26 protein-coding genes are annotated in these 21,785 nt (G+C 70.8%); 19 read left to right on the top strand and 7 right to left on the bottom strand.

Annotated features, from left to right (window positions below; translation table 11 throughout):
• Nucleotides 1-120 precede the first annotated feature (120 nt).
• From CLV68_RS27860 to CLV68_RS27890, 7 genes are all read left to right on the top strand, one after another.
• Entirely contained in the window at nt 121-1,119 is a 999-nt protein-coding gene (locus CLV68_RS27860) for an ABC transporter permease (RefSeq protein ID WP_121393873.1), read from the top strand.
• Nucleotides 1,120-1,153: 34 nt separating this feature from the next.
• Nucleotides 1,154-2,059: an ABC transporter permease gene (locus tag CLV68_RS27865; RefSeq protein ID WP_092785603.1), complete on the top strand. Its 906-nt coding sequence runs from the start codon at nt 1,154-1,156 to the stop codon at nt 2,057-2,059.
• A complete protein-coding gene (locus CLV68_RS27870) occupies nt 2,059-3,222 on the top strand; it encodes an ABC transporter ATP-binding protein (RefSeq protein WP_121393874.1) in 1,164 nt (387 codons plus the stop codon). Before CLV68_RS27865 ends, CLV68_RS27870 begins: the two co-directional genes overlap by 1 nt.
• Nucleotides 3,219-4,256: an ABC transporter ATP-binding protein gene (locus CLV68_RS27875; RefSeq protein ID WP_121393875.1), complete on the top strand. Its 1,038-nt coding sequence runs from the start codon at nt 3,219-3,221 to the stop codon at nt 4,254-4,256. Before CLV68_RS27870 ends, CLV68_RS27875 begins: the two co-directional genes overlap by 4 nt.
• Nucleotides 4,257-4,363: 107 nt before the next feature.
• A complete protein-coding gene (gene mshB / locus CLV68_RS27880; protein WP_121394037.1) occupies nt 4,364-5,236 on the top strand; it encodes an N-acetyl-1-D-myo-inositol-2-amino-2-deoxy-alpha-D-glucopyranoside deacetylase in 873 nt (290 codons plus the stop codon).
• Entirely contained in the window at nt 5,233-5,640 is a 408-nt protein-coding gene (locus CLV68_RS27885; RefSeq protein WP_121393876.1) for a hypothetical protein, read from the top strand. The genes mshB and CLV68_RS27885 overlap by 4 nt, the downstream gene beginning before the upstream one ends.
• Complete coding sequence (locus tag CLV68_RS27890) at nt 5,621-6,409, top strand: hypothetical protein (protein ID WP_121393877.1); 789 nt, start codon at nt 5,621-5,623, stop codon at nt 6,407-6,409. Before CLV68_RS27885 ends, CLV68_RS27890 begins: the two co-directional genes overlap by 20 nt.
• Before the next feature lie 25 nt (nt 6,410-6,434).
• Here the strand turns inward: CLV68_RS27890 and CLV68_RS27895 are convergent, their stop codons facing one another.
• Nucleotides 6,435-7,154: a GNAT family N-acetyltransferase gene (locus CLV68_RS27895; protein WP_121393878.1), complete on the bottom strand. Its 720-nt coding sequence runs from the start codon at nt 7,152-7,154 to the stop codon at nt 6,435-6,437.
• 148 nt (nt 7,155-7,302) lie between these two features.
• On the opposite strand from CLV68_RS27895, the gene fdxA reads away from it, so the two are divergent.
• Together fdxA and dapC are read left to right on the top strand one after the other, a co-directional pair.
• Nucleotides 7,303-7,623, top strand: a complete 321-nt coding sequence (gene fdxA, locus CLV68_RS27900) for a ferredoxin (RefSeq protein WP_121394039.1) — start codon at nt 7,303-7,305, stop codon at nt 7,621-7,623.
• Nucleotides 7,620-8,699 (top strand): succinyldiaminopimelate transaminase, encoded by a 1,080-nt coding sequence (gene dapC, locus CLV68_RS27905; RefSeq protein ID WP_121393879.1) that lies wholly within the window; start codon nt 7,620-7,622, stop codon nt 8,697-8,699. The genes fdxA and dapC overlap by 4 nt, the downstream gene beginning before the upstream one ends.
• 789 nt (nt 8,700-9,488) lie before the next feature.
• On the opposite strand, the gene CLV68_RS27910 is transcribed toward dapC, so the two are convergent.
• A complete protein-coding gene (locus CLV68_RS27910; RefSeq protein ID WP_147460191.1) occupies nt 9,489-9,836 on the bottom strand; it encodes a hypothetical protein in 348 nt (115 codons plus the stop codon).
• Between the two features lie 301 nt (nt 9,837-10,137).
• Here CLV68_RS27910 and CLV68_RS27915 point away from each other — a divergent pair, with 301 nt between their 5' ends.
• Together CLV68_RS27915 and CLV68_RS27920 are read left to right on the top strand one after the other, a co-directional pair.
• Nucleotides 10,138-10,764 carry a protein rhiA gene (locus CLV68_RS27915; protein ID WP_121393881.1) on the top strand — a complete coding sequence of 209 codons (627 nt, stop codon included), beginning with the start codon at nt 10,138-10,140 and terminating at the stop codon, nt 10,762-10,764.
• 151 nt (nt 10,765-10,915) lie between these two features.
• The gene (locus CLV68_RS27920; RefSeq protein ID WP_121393882.1) at nt 10,916-12,022 is read left to right on the top strand and encodes a hypothetical protein; all 1,107 of its coding nucleotides are present in this window, start codon (nt 10,916-10,918) and stop codon (nt 12,020-12,022) included.
• A 232-nt stretch (nt 12,023-12,254) separates the two neighbouring features.
• Here CLV68_RS27920 and CLV68_RS27925 read toward each other — a convergent pair whose 3' ends face one another.
• Together CLV68_RS27925 and dapD are read right to left on the bottom strand one after the other, a co-directional pair.
• On the bottom strand, nt 12,255-13,127 hold the full coding sequence (locus tag CLV68_RS27925; protein ID WP_170224628.1) for a CHAD domain-containing protein: 873 nt from the start codon (nt 13,125-13,127) through the stop codon (nt 12,255-12,257).
• A gap of 41 nt (nt 13,128-13,168) precedes the next feature.
• Nucleotides 13,169-14,152, bottom strand: a complete 984-nt coding sequence (gene dapD, locus CLV68_RS27930) for a 2,3,4,5-tetrahydropyridine-2,6-dicarboxylate N-succinyltransferase (RefSeq protein WP_121393884.1) — start codon at nt 14,150-14,152, stop codon at nt 13,169-13,171.
• A gap of 44 nt (nt 14,153-14,196) precedes the next feature.
• On the opposite strand from dapD, the gene dapE reads away from it, so the two are divergent.
• Genes dapE through CLV68_RS27945 form a run of 3 tightly spaced genes read left to right on the top strand, consistent with a single transcriptional unit; the run spans nt 14,197 to nt 16,641 of the window.
• Nucleotides 14,197-15,264 carry a succinyl-diaminopimelate desuccinylase gene (gene dapE, locus CLV68_RS27935; RefSeq protein WP_121393885.1) on the top strand — a complete coding sequence of 356 codons (1,068 nt, stop codon included), beginning with the start codon at nt 14,197-14,199 and terminating at the stop codon, nt 15,262-15,264.
• Between the two features lie 49 nt (nt 15,265-15,313).
• A complete protein-coding gene (locus CLV68_RS27940) occupies nt 15,314-16,108 on the top strand; it encodes an LOG family protein (protein WP_121393886.1) in 795 nt (264 codons plus the stop codon).
• On the top strand, nt 16,105-16,641 hold the full coding sequence (locus CLV68_RS27945; protein WP_121393887.1) for an LOG family protein: 537 nt from the start codon (nt 16,105-16,107) through the stop codon (nt 16,639-16,641). Before CLV68_RS27940 ends, CLV68_RS27945 begins: the two co-directional genes overlap by 4 nt.
• A gap of 4 nt (nt 16,642-16,645) precedes the next feature.
• On the opposite strand, the gene CLV68_RS27950 is transcribed toward CLV68_RS27945, so the two are convergent.
• On the bottom strand, nt 16,646-17,317 hold the full coding sequence (locus CLV68_RS27950) for a lysophospholipid acyltransferase family protein (protein WP_121393888.1): 672 nt from the start codon (nt 17,315-17,317) through the stop codon (nt 16,646-16,648).
• 95 nt (nt 17,318-17,412) lie between these two features.
• On the opposite strand from CLV68_RS27950, the gene folP reads away from it, so the two are divergent.
• Together folP and CLV68_RS27960 are read left to right on the top strand one after the other, a co-directional pair.
• Nucleotides 17,413-18,282 (top strand): dihydropteroate synthase, encoded by an 870-nt coding sequence (gene folP / locus CLV68_RS27955; RefSeq protein ID WP_121393889.1) that lies wholly within the window; start codon nt 17,413-17,415, stop codon nt 18,280-18,282.
• Nucleotides 18,279-19,181, top strand: coding sequence for a glucosyl-3-phosphoglycerate synthase (locus tag CLV68_RS27960; RefSeq protein ID WP_121393890.1), 903 nt, complete (start codon nt 18,279-18,281; stop codon nt 19,179-19,181). Before folP ends, CLV68_RS27960 begins: the two co-directional genes overlap by 4 nt.
• On the opposite strand, the gene CLV68_RS27965 is transcribed toward CLV68_RS27960, so the two are convergent.
• Nucleotides 19,178-19,642, bottom strand: a complete 465-nt coding sequence (locus tag CLV68_RS27965; protein ID WP_121393891.1) for a GNAT family N-acetyltransferase — start codon at nt 19,640-19,642, stop codon at nt 19,178-19,180. The two genes, CLV68_RS27960 and CLV68_RS27965, sit on opposite strands and share 4 nt — an antisense overlap.
• An 84-nt stretch (nt 19,643-19,726) precedes the next feature.
• Between CLV68_RS27965 and CLV68_RS27970 the strand changes: the two genes are divergently transcribed.
• The 3 genes from CLV68_RS27970 to CLV68_RS27980 are packed head-to-tail and all read left to right on the top strand — an operon-like array spanning nt 19,727 to nt 21,001.
• Entirely contained in the window at nt 19,727-20,029 is a 303-nt protein-coding gene (locus CLV68_RS27970) for a DivIVA domain-containing protein (protein WP_092785451.1), read from the top strand.
• Nucleotides 20,013-20,441 (top strand): SRPBCC family protein, encoded by a 429-nt coding sequence (locus tag CLV68_RS27975; protein WP_121393892.1) that lies wholly within the window; start codon nt 20,013-20,015, stop codon nt 20,439-20,441. Before CLV68_RS27970 ends, CLV68_RS27975 begins: the two co-directional genes overlap by 17 nt.
• Nucleotides 20,438-21,001 (top strand): DNA-3-methyladenine glycosylase I, encoded by a 564-nt coding sequence (locus CLV68_RS27980; RefSeq protein WP_121393893.1) that lies wholly within the window; start codon nt 20,438-20,440, stop codon nt 20,999-21,001. Before CLV68_RS27975 ends, CLV68_RS27980 begins: the two co-directional genes overlap by 4 nt.
• On the opposite strand, the gene CLV68_RS27985 is transcribed toward CLV68_RS27980, so the two are convergent.
• Complete coding sequence (locus CLV68_RS27985; protein ID WP_121393894.1) at nt 20,988-21,776, bottom strand: enoyl-CoA hydratase-related protein; 789 nt, start codon at nt 21,774-21,776, stop codon at nt 20,988-20,990. The genes CLV68_RS27980 and CLV68_RS27985 overlap by 14 nt on opposite strands.
• Between the last annotated feature and the right edge of the window lie 9 nt (nt 21,777-21,785).

A 21,785-nucleotide genomic window follows, 5' to 3' on the forward strand; every position in this document is an offset into this window, starting at 1 on the left:
CCGGGCCGCACAGTCCGGCCCCTCGGCCTTGGGTACCTGACCTGGTCGGGCGCACACTGACGCAGGCAGGGACAACCAGCGCCGCCCACCGGCCGCCTGGGACCCCACCGAGGAGCTCTCGTGATTCGCTACATCATCCGTCGGCTGCTGATCTCCGTCCCCATCCTGGCCATCGGCAGCCTCTTCGCCTTCTTCCTCGTCGCCGCCGCGGGCAACCCGGTCGCCGAGCTCAAGGCCAAGCCGGGCGTCACCGCCCAGCAGATCCGCGACCTCGAGTCCAGCCTCGGCCTCGACCAGCCGATCATCGTCCGCTACTGGAAGTGGCTGCTGGACTTCCTGCAGGGCGACTGGGGCAAGTCCATCGCCCTCGGCCAGGCCAAGGTGGACGTCTTCGAGTCCGTCATGCGGGCGCTGTGGATCACCGCCCGGCTGGTGATCGGCGCCGAGCTGCTGGCCATCGTGCTGGGTGTCTCGGTCGGCGTCCTCGCCGCGGTCAAGCAGTACTCGATCTTCGACTACCTCGCCACCTCCAGCGCCTTCCTGATGTTCTCGATGCCCATCGTGTGTGTCGCGGTGATCCTCAAGACCTACGGCATCAAGTTCAACAACCTGCTGGAGAGCCTGGGCATGGACCGGTGGCTGAGCACCGTCAGCCCCGCGGCCGGTGGGTTCCAGGGGTCGTTCAGCGAGGTGGTCTTCAAGTACACCGGCACCTACCTGCTGCCGACGCTGAGCCTCACCCTCATCAGCTTCGCCGCCTACAGCCGGTTCCAGCGCGCCTCGATGCTCGAGACGTTGAACTCCGACTACGTGCGCACCGCGCGGGCCAAGGGCATCTCGCAGCGGCGGGTGATCTTCCGGCACGCCTTCCGCAACGCGCTGATCCCGGTGAGCACGCTGTTCTCCATCAACTCGGCCGCGCTGTTCTCCGGGGCGATCATCACCGAGACCGTGTTCGGGTGGAAGGGCATGGGCAACCTCTTGGTCCAGTCCATTCGCACCTTCGACCCGTACATGCTGATGGGCTGGCTGATGGTCACCGCCACGCTGGTCATCGTGTTCAACCTGGTTGCCGACATCATGTACGGCTTCCTCGACCCGAGGATCCGCCTTGCCTAGCGACCCCGCACTCAACCCGCTCGGCGCGACCGGCCTGCCACCGGCTGGCACCGTCGCCGTCGCCACCGCCAGCGAGTTCGACACCACGAAGGCGCGCAAGCAGAGCACCCTCGTCCTGCGCCGCTTCTTCCGCCACCGCCTCGCCGTCGCCGCGCTCGTGGTGTTCCTGCTGATCTGCGCGATCGGCTTCCTCGGCCCGCTGTTCTGGACCGTCTCGGTCGAGGACACCAGCAGCCGCGGCTACCTGCCGCCCAGCGCGGCGCACCCGCTGGGCACCATCCAGACCGGCAAGGACATGCTCGCCCAGCTGATCATCGGCACCCGGCTCTCGGTGCAGATCGCGCTGGTCGTGGCCATCGGGTCCACCCTGGTCGGGGTGCTGCTCGGCGCGCTCGCGGGCTACCTGCGCGGCGCGGTGGACAGCACCATCAGCCGGTTCGTCGACCTGATGCTGATCATCCCGCAGATCGCCGTCGCCGCGATCCTGGTCCGCGCGCTGAGCGGCTCCTGGTACACCGTGGCGTTCATCCTCGCCGCGTTCGGCTGGATGACCATCGCCCGCATCACCCGCGGCGAGACGCTGTCGTTGGCGCAGCGCGAGTTCGTCGAGGCCGCCCGCGCCGCCGGGGCCAAGACCCGGTGGATCATCTTCCGGCACCTGGTGCCCAACATGATCGGCACCATCACGGTGAACACCACCCTCGCGGTGGCCAGCGCCGTGCTCTCGGAGGCGGCGCTGTCGTTCATCGGGCTCGGCGTGCAGCCGCCGGACACCTCGCTCGGGCTGATCATCAACGAGAACTACTCGCAGATCACCAACCGGCCCTGGCTGTTCTGGGGCCCGTTCGTGATCATCGTGCTGCTCTCGCTCGCGGTGAACTTCATCGGCGACGGCCTGCGCGACGCGTTCGACCCACGCCAGACGAAGGTGCGTGCCTGATGACCGGACTGCTGCACGGCAACCACCACGACGCCGCCAGGACCGACACCGTGCTCTCGGTGGAGAACCTGTCGGTGACCTTCCCCACCGACGACGGAAATGTCCGCGCGGTGCGGGATGTCTCCTACCAGCTGCGCCCGCGCGAGGTGCTCGGCATCGTCGGCGAGTCCGGCTCGGGCAAGTCGGTGTCCTCGATGGCGGTGATGGGCCTGCTCCCCGGTACCGCCAAGGTGACCGGGTCCATCCGCTACCGCGACCGTGAACTGGTCGGACTGTCCTACAAGGACATGCAGAGCGTGCGCAACAACGGCGTCGCGATGATCTTCCAGGACCCGATGACCTCGCTCAACCCGGTCTACACCATCGGCTGGCAGTTGGCCGAGGCGTACCGGGCGCACCACGCGGTGTCCAAGAAGGCCGCCTGGGCCAAGGCCGTCGAGGCGCTGGAACTGGTCGGCATCCCGCAACCGGACCGGCGCGCGTCGCAGTACCCGCACGAGTTCTCCGGCGGCATGCGCCAGCGCGTGGTGATCGCCATGGCGATCATCAACGACCCGGACGTGATCATCGCCGACGAGCCGACCACCGCGCTCGACGTCACCGTCCAGGCCCAGATCCTGGAAACCCTGCTGCGGCTGCGCGACGAGGTGAACGCGGGCATCATCATGATCACCCACGACCTCGGCGTGGTGGCGGGCATGGTCGACCGGGTCCAGGTCATGTACGGCGGCACGGTCGTGGAGTCCGGCCCGGTCGACGAGGTCTTCGACTGGCCGCGGATGCCCTACACCGTCGGCCTGCTCGGCTCGCTGCCCAACCCGGCCAAGCTCGGGCAGCGGCTCACCCCGATCAGCGGCGCGCCGCCGTCGCTGATCAACCTGCCGAAGGGCTGCGCGTTCTCGCCGCGCTGCCCGATCGCGGTCGACGAGTGCCGCACCCAGGAGCCGCTGCTGCTGGGCACCGAACGCGGCGACCACACCACCCGCTGCCACCGCTGGCAGCACCTCGCCTCGCTGCCCCAACCGCGCGCGCTGTTCCACCACGAGGAGATCGGGGTGATCGAGAACCCGGCCGCGCTGGTCGAGGCCGACCCCGACATCCCGGTGGCCGAGGAGGCGCACACGGTCGAACTGCGGCTGCCGTACGAAGGGCGAAACCCATGACGAACACCGAGGCGGCCCCCGGGCGGCACGCCGCCCGCGAGGCGAACCCCCCGCTGCTGCGGGTGCAGGGGCTGGTCAAGTCGTTCCCGGTGCGCGGCGGCGGCATCATCCCGCGCACCGTCGGGCAGGTGCAGGCGGTCTCCGAGGTCAGCTTCGAGCTGAACCGGGGCGAGACGCTCGGCCTGGTCGGCGAGTCCGGCTGCGGCAAGTCGACCACCGGCCGCGCCATCCTGCAGCTGCACAAGCCGACCTCCGGGTCGGTCCAGTTCGAGGGCCGCGAGCTGACCACGCTCAAGCCAGCGCAGATGCGGCCGCTGCGCCGCGACCTGCAGATCGTGTTCCAGGACCCGTACGCCTCGCTCGACCCGCGCTGGCAGGTCAACGACGTGGTGGCCGAGCCGCTGCGCATCCACGGCGTGGGGTCCGGCAAGCAGATCCAGCGGCGGGTCGACGAACTGCTGGAGCTGGTCGGGCTCAACCCCGAGCACCGCAACCGGTACCCGCACGAGTTCTCCGGCGGGCAGCGCCAGCGCATCGGCATCGCCCGCGCGCTCGCGCTGGACCCGAAGCTGATCGTGCTCGACGAGCCGGTGTCGGCGCTGGACGTGTCGGTGCAGGCCGGGGTGGTCAACCTGCTGGAGGAACTGCAGCAGCGGCTCGGCCTGGCGTACCTGTTCGTCGCGCACGACCTGTCGGTGGTGCGGCACATCTCGCACCGGGTCGCGGTGATGTACCTGGGCAAGATCGTGGAGATCGGCGAGCGGGAGGCGATCTACGCCCGGCCGTCGCACCCGTACACCCAGGCACTGCTGTCCGCGGTCCCCGTGCCAGACCCGCGCGTGGAGCGCCAGCGCAAGCGGATCGTGCTGACCGGCGACGTGCCCAGCCCGGTGTCACCGCCGTCGGGGTGCCGGTTCCGCACCCGGTGCTGGAAGGCGCAGGACGTGTGCGCGACGACCGAGCCGCCGTTGGTGCGCCACGGTGGGACTTTCTCGGCCTGCCACTTCGCTGAGGAACGCGACGTGTTGTCGTAGTAGGGTGCTGCCGCCGGGGCCTTCGGTCCCGCGCTGGTTGTCCGGTGCCGGTGCTCGGCCAGTCCGACGCACCGGCGCCGCCCCTACACGCCCCTAGGCTGAACCCGATGCTGACAGCGCCACCTCGACTTCTGCTCGTCCACGCCCACCCGGACGACGAGAGCCTGTGGACCGGCGGGACCATCGCCAGGTACGCGGCCGCGGGCGTCCAGGTCACCCTGGTCACCTGCACCCTCGGCGAGGAGGGCGAGGTCATCCCCACCTCGCTGGCCCAGCTCGCCCCGGAGGCCGCCGACCAGCTCGGCGGGTACCGGGTCGGCGAGCTGCGCGCCGCCTGCGCCGCCCTCGGCGTCTCCGACCACCGCTACCTCGGCGGCATGGGCCGTTGGCGCGACTCGGGTATGGCGGGCGTTGGCGCTAACAGCCACCCCCGCGCGTTTGCCAGCGGTGACCTCGCTGAGCAGACCGACGCTCTTATCGCGATCCTGCAAGATGTCCGGCCGCAGGTCGTTGTCACCTACGGGCCCGATGGCGGATACGGCCATCCGGACCACATTCGTGCCCACGAGATCACCGCGGCCGCAGTTGCCGGTGTGCCTGACGTGGCGCGGTTGTACTACACGGTGGTGTCCAAGCAGGCGGTCGAGGACGGGGTCGCCTCGCTCGACGGGGTCGACGGACTCCCGTGGCGCCTACCTGCCGCCGGTGAACTGCCGGTCGTGGACGACGACGACATCACCACCGCCGTGTTCATCGGCGACCACCTGCCCGCGAAGCTCCGCGCGCTGCGGGCGCACGCGACGCAGGTCAGCGTGTGGCAGGGGCAGGACGGCACCGACGCTTACGCGCTGTCCAACGGGATCGCGCAGCCGGTGGTCGACCACGAGTACTACACCCTCGCCCGCGGCACGGCGGACGCCATCGAGTCGGACGTGTTCGGCGGGCTCGCCCCGGTCGAACACGTCGGCGCCGACCGGTGACGGTGGGCGAGCGCGTCCGGTACGGCGGGCTGTTGGCCGCGAGCGTGGTGCTCGCCGTGTTCGAGCTGTTCTTCCTGCCGCTGCGGTTGGACGGGCGGGTGCTGCCGGACCTCGGGGCGCTGCCGTTCCCGATCACGGTGGTCCTGGCCGGGTTCACCATGCCGTGGCTGGTCGTGCGGGCCGGGCGGATCAAGGCCAAGGCCGCGTTCGCCGGTGGCCCGCTCTACATCTGGCTGGCGACCCTGCTGGTGTTCGTGGTCGTCGGGCCCGGCGGCGACATGGTCGTCATGACGGATTGGCGCACACTCCTGCTGTTGGCCGCCGGGGCGTTCCCCGCCACCGTGAAGATCGGGGACGTCCTGGCACGAGCGACGAGGGACGACCATGACCGAGCTGATCACTGACCAGCACGTGGTGTCGGTGCTGCGACCGTTCGTCCGCGCCACCACCCCGATGCTGGGTGCGCTGCGCGACGCCGACCCGCTCGGCCTGGTCCGGCGGGTGCTCGGGTCCCGCGAGGAGCACGAGGCCGCGGTCGAGCTGGCCAAGGTGGACCGCAGCGTGGTCAAGGGCCTGGAGAGCGTCCGGGTCCCCGGCACGGCGGCGTGGCACGCGATGTCGATCGCCGACCGCGACGACTGGTGGGTCAACCGCGTCGGCCGCTTCACCGTGCTGATGGCCTCGATCCCCGGCATCGGCGGCGCCCTCGCCGACCGGCTCCCGATCCAGGACACCCTCGCCACCGCGGGCCAGGGCCTCGTCCTGTCCGCCATCGCCGTCGAACACGGCGCCGAGGACCCCGCCACCAAGGTCCGCCTCATCGCCCACGTCCTGTTCGACCGCGACATAGACCCCCTCCTGGCCACCGGCGATGGCGACCTGCTCACCGACGACCAGGAAGACGCCGCCACCGCCGAGATGACCACCGACCTCGACGAGTCCCAACGCACCCACGGCAAAATCACCCCCAAAGCCGCAGCCAAGTCCCTCTGGCGCCTGGGCCGCACCCTCTTGGCCCTCGGCGACGAACTGGACAAACGCCCCCAGGGCCGCTTCTACCACAAAGCCATGGGCATGCTCCCCGTCGTCGGCCTCGCAGGCGACTACCTAGGCGAACGAAGCGCCCTCAAACGCGCCACCAAGAAGGGCCGCACCTGGCTGGACGGGCTCTAGTCCGCGGCGCCTGGCTGGGCTCTGGTCAGTTCGCGGGCGGGATCCAGTAGCGGTAGCGGTGCGACTCCCGGTAGCCGTGGCGGAGGTAGAGGCGCCAGGCGGGGTGGTTGTCGGTGGCGACTTGGAGGACTCGGCCGCGGGTGGTGGGGGACCAGAGGTTCAGACCTGCCAGGAGGGCGGTGGCGATGCCTTGCCTTCGGTAGTCGGGGTGGACCTCCACGACGGCGATGTGCAGCCAGTCGCCGACGACGCAGCCCCTGGCTATTCCCACAATGCGGTCTGCTCGGCGCACCGACGCGAAACCGACGTTCGGGCCCCTAGTCAGCACGTGCCGCTGCGCCTCGGTGGCGCTGCCGCCTACTGCTAGTTCCCACCATCCCTCAGGCGGTTCGTTGTCCACCTTGGCGGTTGCGCTGCCTGTCCGTAGGGGACTGTGCAGAACGGCGGACTCCGCGCCCTTGGGGTGTGCGGCGTTCACCGCCCAGCCGTGTTCGGCGAGTTCGCGTTCCCAGTGCGACCCCACGATCACCTGGGCGTACGGCGGGATCCCGTGCTCGTCTGCAAAGGTCACGACGTGTTTGAGGGCCTGCTCGGTGGGCATCCCTGGGTCGCCCGCGGCCAGCGCGCTGTTAGCCCTACCGGTGTAGCCGCCTGCTGCCCGGAGGCGCCATTCGCCGAGGCGGCGGCTTACCTGAGGTGGCCACGCGTCAGCACAAACTGCCTCTAGTGTCGATACCGTGCTCACCCCGGGAGTCTGGCCCCTATCAGCCCGTACTCGTGTGTGAGCTAGACAGCACCGGGTGCGTGCGCCCTCGGCGGTCGGTAGATACTGTCGATTGTCGCGCATCCTTCCCGAGTGCGCGCGCAACACCATGAAGGAGCAGGAGAGCGCAGTGACCTACGTGATCGCCGAGCCCTGCGTCGACCTCCTCGACAAGGCATGCATCGAGGAATGCCCGGTCGACTGCATCTACGAGGGCGACCGGATGCTCTACATCCACCCCGACGAGTGCGTGGACTGCGGCGCCTGCGAGCCGGTGTGCCCCGTGGAGGCCATCTACTACGAGGACGACGTCCCCGACCAGTGGGCCGCCTACACGAAGGCCAACGTCGACTTCTTCAACGACCTGGGTTCCCCGGGCGGCGCGTCGAAGGCGGGCAAGGTCAGCGCCGACCCCGACTGGGTCAAGGCCCTGGAGCCCCGGGGCGAGTGAGCTTCCCCGAACTGCCGGACTTCCCCTGGGACGTCCTCGCCGACCACGCCGCCCGGGCCAGGACGCACCCGGACGGCGTGGTCGACCTCTCGATGGGCACCCCGGTGGACCCCGTCCCCCCGCTCATCCAGGCCGCCCTCACCACGGCGGCCGAACTCCCGGGCTACCCGACGACGCACGGGCTGCCCGAACTCCGCGCGGCCGCCGTGGCGGCCCTCGAACGCCGCCACGGCGTGCCGGGCCTCGACCAGGACGCGGTCCTGCCGACCATCGGCTCCAAGGAACTGGTCGCCTGGCTCCCGACCCTGCTCGGGGTCAAGTCGGTCGTCATCCCCGAGGTGGCCTACCCGACCTACGAGGTCGGCGCCCGCCTGGCCGGTGCCTCCTCCGTGCGCACCGACGGCCTGACGGCCCTCGGCCCCGCCGCTCCCGGCCTCATCTGGCTCAACTCCCCGTCCAACCCCACCGGTCGCGTGCTGCCGGTCGAGCACCTCCGCAAGGTCATCGCGTGGGCCCGCGAACGCGGGACGATCGTGGCCTCGGACGAGTGCTACCTGGCCCTGGGGTGGGAGACGGAACCGGTCTCGGTCCTGCACCCGTCAGTCAGCGACGGCGACCTGACCGGCATCCTGGCCGTGCACTCGCTGTCGAAGACCTCCAGCCTCGCGGGCTACCGAGCAGGCTTCGTCACCGGCGACCCCGCCCTGGTCCGAGGACTGCTGGAGGTCCGCAAGCACGCGGGCCTCATCGTCCCCCGCCCGGTCCAGGCCGCCATGACCGCCGCCCTCTCGGACGACGAGCACATCGCCACCCAGAGGTCCCGCTTCGCCGCCCGCCGAGCCCACCTCCGCCCGGCCCTGGAGTCAGCGGGCTTCCGCATCGACCACTCCGAGGCGGGCCTCTACCTCTGGGCCACCCGCGACGAGCCCGCCTGGACCACCACGGAGTGGCTCGCCACCCGAGGAATCCTGGTAGCCCCCGGCACCTTCTACGGCCCCGCGGGCTCCCACCACGTCCGCATAGCCCTCACCGCGCCGGACGACCACATCGCCAGCGCGGTCACCCGCCTCCAGTAGGCACTCTGTCTTCGGTGGGCACCCGGCTCCGGTGGGCACTCTGTCTTCGGTGGGCACCCGGCTCCGGTGGGCGCTCCGCCTTCAGTGGCCACCTCGGCTCCAGTGGCCACCTCGGCTCGGGTGGTCACCCTGTCTCGAGTAGCCACCTGCCTCCAGTGGTCACCCCGTCTCGAGTGGCCACCCGGCATCCAGCGGCCACCCGCGTGCAGGCTCCCACCGCGCGCACACTCCGCCCCGGGGCAGAGCCGGACAGCGTGCAGACTCCGCCCACGCGCGGGTTCGGTGTAGCCGGCCGGGCCCTCCGTCCGCGACGTCGCGGGCGCCACTCGCTGTCGACGTGGGGGTTGCCCCGTCGACCGAGTGGTTGGAGTGCTGCCGGGTTTCGGTGTCGTCCGAGAACCCGGACAGCGCGCCGTGTCTGGCTTGCCCGTGCGGTGTTGTCGGGCGGCCATGTGGCCACATGGCCGCCCGACACGCCCTGCCCCGGTGGTGCCCACCTGCGGCGACCTTCGCGCTCGTGCCGTTCCGCTATTGAGTTGTCCTGGCCGCCCGGCGGCTGAAGTGTTTCCAGTGGGTCTCCTTTCTCGTCGTCCTGAATCCGCGGCGGGTATCCGCCCTATGCAAGGCTAATTCGCATTCCCGCCTCTCCTTCACCTCTATCTCCGGTGTCGCCCGCGCGCCAGGCGTTTGCTGCATTTCCCACGCTAACGGCGGCTCGCAAGGGCGGTCAACGGCTGGTTCTCGCCTGTGGATGGTTCGCACCGTTGGGGATAACTCGGCGGAAGTCCCCTAGTCGGGTGACCGTGGAATCGGGGTTTCGTGACCGGTTTCGTAACCGCCCAGGACGTGCCCGCGCTGCGCCAACTCGGTGGCCAGGTGGACGGTCTCGGTGAGCAGCGCGTCGAGCGGGTCGGTGCCGTCCGGGGGTTGCCAGCCCTGGGAGAGCAGGAGCAGGCGGTCGGCGTTGTCCCGTAGTTGTAAGGCGAGTTGGCCCAGTTCGATGCGTTCGCGTACCTCGGCGGCGACGGCTCTGCTCCGGTACGCGCGCTGGCGGCAGGCCGCGGTGCAGTACCGCCTGGGCCTACCCGCGCCCGCGACCACCAGGGGGCGCCCGCAGTACTCGCAGACTTTTGTCACCACGCCCGGGTGGCGATTCTGGGTACCTGACATCAAATGCCCTGACTTTCCGTGTGCCTGGGCCAGGCACTATCGAGCGAACCATGATTCATTGACGGGCAGACCAGAACGGTGGTCTACTGAATAGGTCTTCGAAATGCCGGGAGCACCGGGGTCAGCTTTCGGAGGCGGGGTCAGAGAGCGCAATCGCAGGTACCGCGTCACCAGTCATAGCGTCACCACGCCGGGCGTTATTCGGCTTCCTCACCCATGCCGCCCGCGTCACTTCCACCATTCCACCCACTCGTTGGGAGCTGTCAGCATGTCCACTCAGTACTCGCTCACCGTCACGAACAATTCGACCCAGTTCCAGGACCTGTGTGTCTACCAGAAGCCGGTTGACCTCGGCGTGCCCAACGCGCTGTCGCTGGCGTGGTTGACCGCGCCTGCGTGGCCGGGCACCACGGTCACCTTCACCTGGTCGCTGGACTACAGCTTCGTCTGGGCGCAGACCGGCTCGCTGCAGCCGGGGGTCACCTTCAAGGCGCAGCAGACCATCGGCGCCGACCCGGAGAACCTGGCCAACAACCAGATCCAGTTCGACTACCGGCAGGGCGCGTTCACCTTCGTCGACGGCGCCGCGGTCGGCACCCCGCAGCTGGGCTCGCTCTACATCCGCGAGCTCAACGGCGTCCCGGCCAACTCGGCCACCGTCGGCATCGGCATGTCCAACGCGGGCACGTTCGCGGTGCAGGCCCAGCCGAACACCAACCTGGTGTTCACCCCGCACCCCGAGTACTGGCTCACCGCGGGCACCTTCAGCGCGGGCGAGGTGCTCGACATCGAGCAGATCACCAACGAGGCGGCGGTGCCCTACGACGGCACCTTCGCGATGACCGCGGTGCTCAACTCGAAGAACGTCTGGCAGATCAGCTCCGGCGAGGTCTGAGCCCGGCCCGCCGCGCGCCGCCCGCACCGCCGCGCGGCGGCACCCCACAGACGGCGCTCCGCTGGGCGCCGTCCGGCGGGGCGCGGAGACCCCCTCTCCGCGCCCCGCTGTCCCCGCGCGCCCAAAAACCACGCCATGCCAAGGAGAAGCAGTGCCGAACTACACCAAGATCCAGCTCATCAGCTACGGCGCGGTGACCTCGACGCCCACCCGGGTGCTCGCCGGTGACCAGCCCAACCGCTACTACGACGACCTGGCCAGCCGCGGCCGCACCCTGTGCGACGTCGCCGACTGGGTCGCCACCACCTCGGCGTCCTCGCTCGCCGACCCGGAGACCCTCAAGATCTTCGTCGTCCCCGAGTTCTACTTCCGCTACGGCGGCCCGTCCGACCCGCCCGCGGTGCTCAACGACAGCTACCCCGACGGCGAGCAGTTGCTGCCCAGGCTGTCCGAGGAGATCCTCAAACCGCACTTCGCCGCCCAGGGCTTCGCGGACTGGGTGGTCGTGGCCGGGTCGATGTTCTGGCACAAGCGCGGTCCCGCGCACCCCAGCTACTTCAACACCACGCTGGTCATCAACGGTGGCCCGGACACCGCGCTCACCCCGCAGGAACGCGCCGACAACGCCGACGTGCGCGCGCTGGCCACGGTGGGGGCCGCCACCACCAACCAGAAAGCCCTGATGTCCAACATCGACTACGCGATCGGGGTCGACCGGTCCGAATGGGACGCCTCGCTCAACCCGATGTTCCGGCTCAGCTTCACCGACGACGAGTTCTGGCGCTGGCACGTGTTCGCCGCGCACGGCAAGCGCGGCCCGCAGGGGCAGCCGCTGGTCTTCGGCCTGGAGGTGTGCCTGGAGCACATCGTCGCCTACGCGGGCTCGGATTCCGATGTCGGCCTGCTGCGCACCATGGAAGCCAGGGTCCCCGACCAGCCGGAGGTCGACGTCCACCTGGTCACCTCGTGCGGCATGACCCTCAACCCGGCCTTCGGCATCGCCGCCCGCGACGACGGCTACGCCATGATCGTCGACGGCATGCAGCCCGGCGTCCCACCGCTGCCCTGGCCCAACGCCGACGTCCGCCGGGTGACCCGGGTCCAACCCGACGGCAGACGTTCCGTGGGCGCCTCCGCCCGGGTCCTGTCCACCCGCGCCCTGCCCGCCAACCTCCAGGTGGGCGCCCCGGGCAACCAGCACAACCCGCTCGACTCCGTCGCCATCTGGGAACCCGTCCCCCTGGCCGACGTCACCTGACCAGGCACTTCGGGGCCCTTACCGGTCCACCGCACCGAACCCGACAACCGCGCTGACCGGGAGCAGGCAGGCCACGGGGATGGGCCTGTGACTCCTGGGTTGATCACTCACCCTCGCCCCCCGAGCGGTGAGTGGTCAACCCGTGCCGCCGCCATCCCGGCAGCAGCCCAACCGACCGGAAACCGCAGAGGAACCCAGTAGTGACAACACATTTCCGCCCCGGGGGCAGGCTCTACGCCGGGCAGTGCTCGAACAACGACTGCGCCGCGAGGTCGACCTCGCCGAGGACCGCTCGCCACTGGGTGCGGCACTGGGCCTTGCGGGCTCGCTCGCGCTCGACGAGGCGGCCCGCGACGAACACGACGGTCACCGGGACGCCGTCACCCAGGTCGGTGAGCAGGGCGCGGATGGTGTCCTCGGCGATGACCGCGTCCTGGTGGTCGCCGAGGATGTCCTGGAACTCCTTGGTGGCGGCGACCAGGACCTTGATCCGCTTGCGGGCGGCGGGTTCGGCCATCTCGGCGGCGTACCGCAGGCGCTTGCCGTGGATGCGGAGCTCGTGCAGGTCGTCGTCCGGGGGGTTCTCGCCCAGGGCCTCGGCGGCGCGCATCAGCTTGCGGTGCGGCTTGCGGACCACGCTGACCAGCGCGGGCGGCTCGTCGGCATCGCTGTCCGGGACCGCGACGACAGTGCCGGAGGCGGCCGCCGCACGCACCGCCTCCAGCAGCTTGCGGTACCGCTTGCTGCGCAGCACCCGCCGCATCGTCTGCCGGGCCGCTCGCCGCTGCACCACCAGGCCGTGCAGCAGCGTCTCGACCGCCGCCAGCTCCTCCTCGTCGAACCCGATGGCCCTGGCGCGCAGGCTGTCCAGCTGGACGTCCAGGTCGCGCACCGCGCCGAGCGAGCCGCCGAGCCACTTCAGCTCGGCGTCCAGCTCCGGCAGCGGCATGCCCGCCTTGAGCGCGGCCCTGGCCCGCCGCACGGCGACGCGCATCTGGTGCACGTGCTCGGGGTCGGAGCCCTCCCGCGCGCCCTCGGTACGCGTGGCCAGCTCCTCGACCTGCGCGGAGAGCCGGGCCCGGATCTGTTCGACGAGTTCAGTCACACCGGACATCGTATGTCCAGGGGCGTTGCGCCCTCGTTCACTCAGTCGTTGGCGTGCAGCGCGGTGTTCAGCTCGACGCCGGTCCCGTCCCTGCGGACGACCTCGACCGCACCGGTGGTCGAGTTGCGGCGGAACAGCAGCCCGGACTCGCCGGACAGCTCGCGCGCCTTCACCAGCGTGCCGTCGGTCAGCCGCACCTTCGTGCCCGCCGTCACGTACAGCCCGGCCTCGACCACGCAATCGTCACCGAGGGAGATCCCCACCCCGGCGTTGGCGCCGAGCAGGCAGCGCTCACCGACGCTGATGACCTCCTTGCCGCCACCGGACAGCGTTCCCATGATCGACGCGCCACCGCCGACGTCCGAGCCGTCGCCGACCACGACGCCTGCCGAGATCCGACCCTCCACCATGGACGCGCCGAGCGTGCCCGCGTTGAAGTTGACGAACCCCTCGTGCATGACGGTCGTGCCGGTCGCCAGGTGCGCGCCGAGCCGCACCCGGTCCGCCTCGGCGATCCGCACCCCGGCGGGCAGCACGTAGTCGACCATGCGCGGGAACTTGTCCACCCCGAACACGATCACCTGCCCGCGGGCGCGCAGCCGCAGCCTGGTCGCCTCGAAGCCCTCGACCGGGCACGGCCCGTGGTTGGTCCACACGGCATTGCTGAGCAAGCCGAACACGCCGTCCAGGTTCTGCCCGTGCGGGCGGACCAGCCGCGCCGAGAGGAGGTGCAACCGCAGGTACACGTCGTGCGCGTCGGCGGGCGGGCGCTCCAGGTCGTCGACGACCGTGCGCACCGCGATCACCTCGACGCCGCGCACCGGGTCGGGGCCGAGCAGCGCGGTGACCCCGGCGCCCAGCTCCGCGGTCGCCTCGTCGGCCGAGAGCCGCGTCGTGCCCGCCTCGCCCGTCGCGCCCAGCCGGGGGTGGGGGAACCAGGTGTCCAGAACAGTGCCCTCAGTGGTCACCGTTGCCAGGCCGACGCCGTGGGCGCCCTTGCTCGTACTCGCTTCCGCGCTGCTCACACGGCACACGGTAGTCAATGGCACGGCGAGTAAGGTGACGGGCCGTGACCGTTGAGTTGGATCTCACCCTCGACCCCGTCGACCTCACCCTCGCGGTCGTCTCTGTCCCCAGCGTGTCCGAGGACGAGGCCGACCTCGCCGACGCGGTCGAGCGCGCGCTGCGGAGCCAGGCCCCGCACCTGGAGGTCGTCCGCTCCGGCAACGCCGTGCTCGCCCGCACGAACCTCGGCCGTCCGTCGCGGGTGGTGTTCGCCGGTCACCTCGACACCGTGCCGGTGAACGACAACCTGCCCCCGCGGCTGGTCGACGGCGTCCTGCACGGCCTGGGCAGCGTCGACATGAAGGGCGGGGTCGCGGTCATGCTGCACCTCGCCGTCACCGTCACCGACCCCAAGCACGACCTGACGTTCCTGTTCTACGACTGCGAGGAGATCGACGCCGCGCGCAACGGCCTGGTCCGCGTCGAGCGCGACCTCGCCGACTGGATGCGCGGCGACCTGGCCGTGGTCTGCGAGCCGTCCAACGGTGTCGTCGAGGCGGGCTGCCAGGGCACGATGCGCGTCGAGCTGCGCAAGACCGGCCAGCGGGCGCACACGGCGCGCGGCTGGATGGGCGTCAACGCGATCCACGCGCTCGGCACCGCGATGTCGACGCTGGCCGCCTACGAGCCCCGCACCGTCGACATCGACGGCTGCACCTACCGCGAGGGCCTGCAAGCGGTGCACATCTCCGGCGGTGTCGCGGGCAACGTCGTCCCGGACGCCGCGGTGCTGCGCGTCAACTTCCGCTTCGCGCCCGACCGCTCCCAGGAGCAGGCCGAGGCGCACATGCGGGAGGTCTTCGCGGGCCACGAGGTGACCGTGGTCGACTCCGCGGCCGGTGCCCTGCCCGGCCTCACCGCGCCCGCCGCCCAGGAGCTGGTGCGGGCGGCCGGGGGCACGCCGGTGGCCAAGCTGGGCTGGACCGACGTGGCCAGGTTCGCCGCGCTGGGCATCCCGGCGGTCAACTTCGGACCGGGTGACCCGACGCTGGCGCACACCCAGCAGGAGAACGTGCCGGTCGAGCAGATCACCAGGTGCGCGCTCGTCCTTCGCCAGTTCGTCGGCGGTTAGTCGCCATTAGCCCGTTCGGGGACAAGGTGATCGTCCTAGACTCGGGCCCGTGACCATCGACGGACCTCAGGACCTCGGCAGCGACCTCTCCGACGAGGTGCACCCCAAGGAGCGCCAGCGCGGGCCGGTGACCCTGCGCCGGGAGCGCAGCGAGGAAACGACCACCACCGACCAGCGGCTGCTCGACTCGCGCGGCCCGTCGGACTGGGTGCACACCGACCCGTGGCGGGTGCTGCGCATCCAGGCCGAGTTCGTCGAGGGCTTCGGCGCGCTGGCCGAGGTGCCGCGCGCGGTCACCGTGTTCGGCTCGGCCCGCACCAAGCGCGAGGACCCGGAGTACCAGCTGGGTCGCGACATCGGCGCCGCGCTGGCCGCGTCCGGCTTCGCCACCATCACCGGCGGCGGCCCCGGCGCGATGGAGGCGGTCAACCGGGGTGCCTCCGAGGCCGGTGGCCTCTCGATCGGGCTCGGCATCGAGTTGCCGTTCGAGCAGGGCCTCAACCCGTGGGTCGACCTCGGTGTGAACTTCCGGTACTTCTTCGCGCGCAAGACGATGTTCATCAAGTACTCGCAGGCATTCATCTGCCTGCCGGGTGGCTTCGGCACGCTCGACGAGCTGTTCGAGGCTCTTACCCTGGTGCAGACCAAGAAGGTCACCAAGTTCCCGGTGGTGCTGTTCGGGACCGCTTACTGGGGCGGCCTCTACGACTGGCTGCGCGCATCCGTCTTCGAGGGCGGCAAGATCGGCGAGAAAGACCTGTCCCTCTTGCACCTGACCGACGATGTGGACGACGCGGTCGGCGTGGTCGAGAAGGCGTACCAGGCGTGGAGCGACGCGCATTGAGCCGTGCGGTAGCCGTCTACTGCGGCTCTCACTCCACCGTCCCGCGGTCCTATCTGGACCTGGCTGACGAGGTAGGCCAAGGCATCGCCGCTCGCGGTTGGACCCTCGTCTGGGGTGGCTCGGCGGCGTCCATGATGGGTTCCGTCGCCCGGGCCACCCGCCGCGGCGGCGCCAGGACCGTCGGCGTCATCCCGCGCGGCCTGGTCGACCTGGAAGCCGCCGACCCGGACGCCGACGAGCTGATCGTCGTCGACACCATGCGCGAGCGGAAGCGCGAGATGGACGACCGCGCCGACGCCTTCCTCACCCTCCCCGGCGGCCTCGGCACCTGCGAGGAGCTGTTCGAGGTGTGGACATCGCGCTACCTCGACATGCACGCCAAGCCAGTGGTCCTCTTAGACCCCGACGACCACTACGCGGGCATGCTCGACTGGGTCCGCGAACTGCACGCGAGGGGCTTCGTGAACGACGTCGCCCTCAACGCGCTGGTCGTCGCCCGCACCCCGGAGGAAGCGTTGGCCGCCTGCGCCTAGGCGATCACGCGGCTTCGCTGGGGCGCTTGTGGTACGAGTCGACGTACTCCTGGCCGCTCAGCTCCAGGATGGCGTACATGACCTCGTCGGTCACGGCGCGCCGGATGGGCAGCGAGTTGGCCATGCCGTCGTAGCGGGAGAAGTCGAGCGGCGCGCCGAAGCGGACCGTGATGCGGTGCGGGCGGGGCCACTTCTTCCCCGCGGGCTGCACCTTGTCCGTGCCGATCAGCGCCACCGGCACCACCAGCGCCTTGTGCTCCAACGCCAGCTGCGCGACCCCGGTCCGACCCCGGTGCAGCTTGCCGTCGAGCGACCGGGTGCCCTCCGGGTGGATCGCGAACGCGTCCCCCGCGTCCAGGACCTCGCCCGCGACGTCCAGTGACGCCAGTGCCGCGCGGCTGTTGTCCCGTTCGACGGGGATGGCCCCCAGGGAGCGGAACAGCAGGCCGACCAGGCGCTTGCCCAGCGAGCCGCCCGCGAAGTACTCGGCCTTGGCCAGGAACGCGACCCGCCGCGAGACCATCATCGGCACCACGAAGCTGTCGATCACGGCGAGGTGGTTGATCGCCAGGATCACCGGTCCGCTGGTCGGGACCCGGTCGGCGCCCTCGACCACGGGCCGCAGGAACAGCCGGGCGAGGGACGAGAGCACGACACGCAGCGTGCGGTAGAACACGGATGGGCCTCCTCGGTCGCACCCAACTGTAGCCGGCGCCTGCCCCGGCCACCGCACGGTGGAGACGCCGCTCACCCATGGCACGATCGGTAGCCATGACCGCTCTCCGGTTCGGTAAGCGCGAGGTAGTCCAAGATCGCGCCCTGGTGATGGCGATCGTCAACCGGACCAGGGACTCGTTCTACGACCGGGGTGCCACCTTCGCCGAGCCTGCCGCTCTCGCCGCCGTCGACCGGGCGGTCGCGGAGGGGGCCGACATCGTCGACATCGGCGGGGTGCGGGCCGGGTCGCACGGCGAGCCGGTCGACACCGCCGAGGAGACCAGGCGGGTGGTGCCGTTCGTCGCCGCCGTCCGCGAGCGCCACCCCGACCTGGTGATCAGCGTCGACACCTGGCGGCACGAGGTCGGCAGGGCGGTGTGCGACGCGGGCGCCGACCTGATCAACGACACCTGGGCCGGGGTGGACCCGAGGTTGGCCGAGGTGGCCGCCGAGTTCGGGGTCGGCATCGTCTGCTCGCACACCGGCGGCGCCGCGCCGCGCACGGACCCGCACCGGGTCCGCTACAACGACGTCGTCGGTGAGGTGGTCGAGGAGTTGGTCGCCCGCGCCGAACGCATGGTCGCGCTCGGCGTCCCGCGAGAGGGCGTGCTGATCGACCCGACGCACGACTTCGGCAAGAACACCTGGCACGGCCTGGAACTGGTGCGCCGCGTGGACGAGCTGGTCGCCACTGGCTGGCCGGTGCTGATGGCGCTGTCCAACAAGGACTTCGTCGGTGAGACCCTGGACGTCACGCTGGACGAGCGCGTCGAGGGGACGTTGACCGCGACCGCGGTGTCGGCGTGGGCGGGCGCGAAGGTGTTCCGCGCGCACCAGGTGGCCAGGACCAGGCAGGTCGTCGACATGGTCGCCTGCATCGCGGGCACCCGGCCCCCGGCCCGCGTGACCAGGGCGCTGGCGTGAGCCTGGCCCGCGCCACCTGGCAGAGTCCCGAGTGGACCGTCTCGCAGCTGGTGCGCGCCAAGGGGAGCCGCACGGTCAGCGTCGTCCTCCCCGCGCTGGACGAGGAGGCCACCGTCGCCGCCGTGGTCGCCTCGGTGCGACCGCTGGTGGGCACGTTGGTCGACGAACTGGTCGTCATCGATTCCGGCTCGACCGATCGCACCCGGGCGTTCGCCGAGGCCGCGGGCGCACGCGTCGTGCACCGGGACGCCGTGTTGCCGACCGTGCCGCCCCGGCCGGGCAAGGGCGAGGTGCTGTGGCGCTCACTCGCCGCGACCACCGGTGACCTGATCGTGTTCCTCGACTCCGATCTGGTGGATCCCGACCCGGCGTTCGTCCCGCACCTGCTCGGTCCGCTGCTCACCGCGCACGGCGTGCACCTGGTCAAGGGCTTCTACCGCCGCCCGCTGCGGCTGGAGTCCGAGGAGGTCGGCACCGGCGGCGGCCGCGTCACCGAACTGCTGGCCCGCCCGGTGCTCTCCGCGCTGCGCCCCGACCTGGCCGACATCATCCAGCCCCTCGGCGGTGAGTACGCCGCGACCAGGCAGTTCCTGACCTCGGTGCCGTTCGCCGCCGGGTACGGGGTCGAGATCGGCCTGCTGCTCGACGCGCACACCCGCTACGGCCTCGACGGTCTGGCGCAGGTCAACCTCGGCGTCCGCAAGCACCGCAACCGCTCGCTGCTGCAACTCGGCGTCATGGCGCGCCAGATCCTGGGCACCGCCCTCGACCGCTGCGGCATCCCCTCGTCCACCGGTGTCCTCACCCAGTTCGTCCAGGTCGCGGGTGAGTGGCTCCCGGACCGCACCGAGGTCCTTGTCGCCGACCGCCCCCCTATGGCCGCGGTTCTGGGCGACTAGAGCGGCCTGCTCAGGCGGTACTCGGTGATCGAGGGGTCGTTCGGGTACGCCATCTCCTCGCCGGTCGGCCGGAAGCCGAGCCGGTCGTAGAACCGCCTGGCGCGGGGGTTGGTCTCGACCACCCAGGCATTGAGGGCGGTCGACCCCGCCGCCTTGGCCCAGGCGGCGACCGTCTCGACCATCTCGGTCGCCAGCGGGGTGCCGCGGACGGCGGGGGCGGTCCACACGGAAATCATCTCGACCTCGTCGCCGGGGATGCCGACGGTGATCGCGACCGGCTCGTCGCCGTCGAAAGCGAGGAAGACCGCGTGCCGCGCAGGCCAGCTCCGCCAGTGGTCCTCGTCGTAAGGGAGTTCGCGAGCCAGGTTCGACGCGAACGCGTAAGGGGCCTCGGTGAGGGCGGCGACGCGGATCGCGCGGATCGCGGACCAGTCGTCGGGGGAGGCGCGGCGGATGGCCATGATCGAACAGGTTGGTCGGGGCCGGGGCGGTGGGCAAGGCGTTTTTTCTGGCCCGCACCCGCCGCGGCGTGACACGATCTGCCCGTGACCACCGTGCTCATCTACCTCGTCGTCATGGCGCTCGTGGCGGCCGTGGTGTTCCTCCTGGCCTCCGTGGTGTTCGGCCGCGGCGAGGAGTTGCCCGCGCTACCCCCCGGTGCCTCCCCGACCCGGCTGCCCGCCGAGGGCGCCACCGGTGACGACGTGCGGGCGGTCCGCTTCCAGCTCGTCTTCCGCGGCTACCGGATGACCGAGGTGGACTGGGTGCTCACCCGCCTCGGCGGCGAGATCGACCAGCTCCGCGCCAGGGTGGCCGAGCTGGAGAAGGCGGATGATCCGAGTCGTTGAGCGGGTCGACGTCGCCGCACCGGCAGCGGTGACCTGGGCCGCGATGACCGACTGGGCCCGCCAGGGCGAGTGGATGCTGGGCACCGAGGTCCGCGTGACCAGCGGTGACGGCCGCGGCGTCGGGTCGACCCTGGCCGCGTTCACCGGCCTCGCCCGCGTCGGGTTCACTGACCACATGGAGATCACCGAGTGGCGGCCCCCGGTGCGCTGCGGCGTCCGGCACACGGGCTGGCTCGTGCGCGGTACCGGCGTGTTCGAGGTCGTGGACCGCGGCGCTCTTGGCTCTACCTTCGTCTGGAGTGAGGAACTACGGCTGCCGCGGCTGCTGTGGGCACCGGTCAGCCCCTTGTTCCGTGCGGGTCTACGCGCGTCCCTGCGTCGGTTCGCTGCCTTCGCGCAGGCCAGGGCATGACTGACCTCGTCCGGTGCGCGTGGGGCGACTCGACCCCCGATTACGTTGACTACCACGACAACGAGTGGGGCGTACCGCTGCGCGGCCAGGACGCCATGTACGAGCGAGTGAGCCTAGAGGCGTTCCAGAGCGGCCTGTCGTGGATCACGATCCTGCGCAAGCGCGAGGCTTTCCGCGAGGCGTTCGCGGGCTTCATCCCGGAGCGCGTCGCCGAGTTCGGGCCCGACGACATCGACCGGCTGATGAACGACGCTGGCATCGTCCGCAACCGGGCCAAGATCGAGGCCACCATCCGCAACGCCCGCGCCATCGGTGACCTGGACCAGCCGCTCGACGACCTGCTGTGGTCCTTCGCCCCCACCGGCAAGCGGAAGCAGCCCAAGACCATGGCCGACGTCCCCGCGATCACCCCGGAGTCGACGGCCATGGCCAAGGCGCTCAAGCGCCGCGGCTTCGCCTTCGTCGGCCCGACCACCTGCTACGCGCTGATGCAGGCCACCGGCATGGTCGACGACCACCTCGCCACCTGCTGGCGGGCCGGGAAGGTCAGCGGCCGGTGAACCGCGGTGGCCGCTTGGCCACGAACGCCTCGACGCCCTCGCGGTGGTCCGCGGTGGCGCCCGCTTCCTGCTGGGTGCGGCCCTCGACCGCCAGACCGTCCGCCAGCGGGGCGCCCGCCGACACCAGCAGGGCCTCCTTGATCTTGGCGTAGGCGGTGGTCGGTCCGGCGGCGAGCCGGGCGGCCAGCGCGTGCGCGGTCGGCAGCACCTCGTCCACCGGCACCACCTGGTTGACCATCCCGATCCGCAGCGCCTCGTCCGCGGCCACCGGTCGCGCCAGCAGGAACAGCTCCATCGCCCGCCCGTAGCCGATCAGCCGCGGCAGGGTCCACGCCGAGCCGGAGTCCGCGGTCAGCCCCACCCCGGCGAACGCCATCAGGAACTTCGTCGACTCGGCCGCGATCCGCAGGTCGCACGCGTAAGCGAACGACGCCCCAGCGCCCGCGGCCATCCCGTTGACGGCCGCGATGATCGGCTTGGGCAACGTGGTGATCGCCGTCACGATCGGGTTGTAGTGCTTGTCCACCGTCGCCAGCGGGGCAGGGTCATCGGCGCGCAGGAGGTCGAGGTGCTCCTTGAGGTCTTGTCCCGCGCAGAACGCCTTACCGGCGCCGGTCAGCACTACCGCCCGCACGGTGTCGTCAGCACCAGCGTCGCCCAGTGCCGTGATCAGGGCTTCCTTCAACTCGACGGTCAGCGAGTTGAAGGAGTCCGGTCGGTTCAACGTCAGCGTGCGGACCCCGTCGCGGTCTGAGATCGTCAGCACCTCGGCCACTGGTCGCCA

This window comes from Actinokineospora cianjurensis (assembly GCF_003663795.1).
GTDB classification, from domain to species: Bacteria; Actinomycetota; Actinomycetes; order Mycobacteriales; family Pseudonocardiaceae; genus Actinokineospora; species Actinokineospora terrae.

What these genes read in the sequence shown, in the direction of transcription:
- CLV68_RS27870 (WP_121393874.1), top strand. Translation starts at nt 2,059, where the DNA reads ATGACCGGACTGCTGCACGGCAACCACCACGACGCCGCCAGGACCGAC.
- CLV68_RS27875 (WP_121393875.1), top strand. Translation starts at nt 3,219, where the DNA reads ATGACGAACACCGAGGCGGCCCCCGGGCGGCACGCCGCCCGCGAGGCG.
- mshB (WP_121394037.1), top strand. Translation starts at nt 4,364, where the DNA reads ATGCTGACAGCGCCACCTCGACTTCTGCTCGTCCACGCCCACCCGGAC.
- CLV68_RS27890 (WP_121393877.1), top strand. Translation starts at nt 5,621, where the DNA reads ATGACCGAGCTGATCACTGACCAGCACGTGGTGTCGGTGCTGCGACCG.
- CLV68_RS27915 (WP_121393881.1), top strand. Translation starts at nt 10,138, where the DNA reads ATGTCCACTCAGTACTCGCTCACCGTCACGAACAATTCGACCCAGTTC.
- folP (WP_121393889.1), top strand. Translation starts at nt 17,413, where the DNA reads ATGACCGCTCTCCGGTTCGGTAAGCGCGAGGTAGTCCAAGATCGCGCC.
- CLV68_RS27965 (WP_121393891.1), bottom strand. Translation starts at nt 19,642, where the DNA reads ATGGCCATCCGCCGCGCCTCCCCCGACGACTGGTCCGCGATCCGCGCG.
- CLV68_RS27975 (WP_121393892.1), top strand. Translation starts at nt 20,013, where the DNA reads ATGATCCGAGTCGTTGAGCGGGTCGACGTCGCCGCACCGGCAGCGGTG.
- CLV68_RS27980 (WP_121393893.1), top strand. Translation starts at nt 20,438, where the DNA reads ATGACTGACCTCGTCCGGTGCGCGTGGGGCGACTCGACCCCCGATTAC.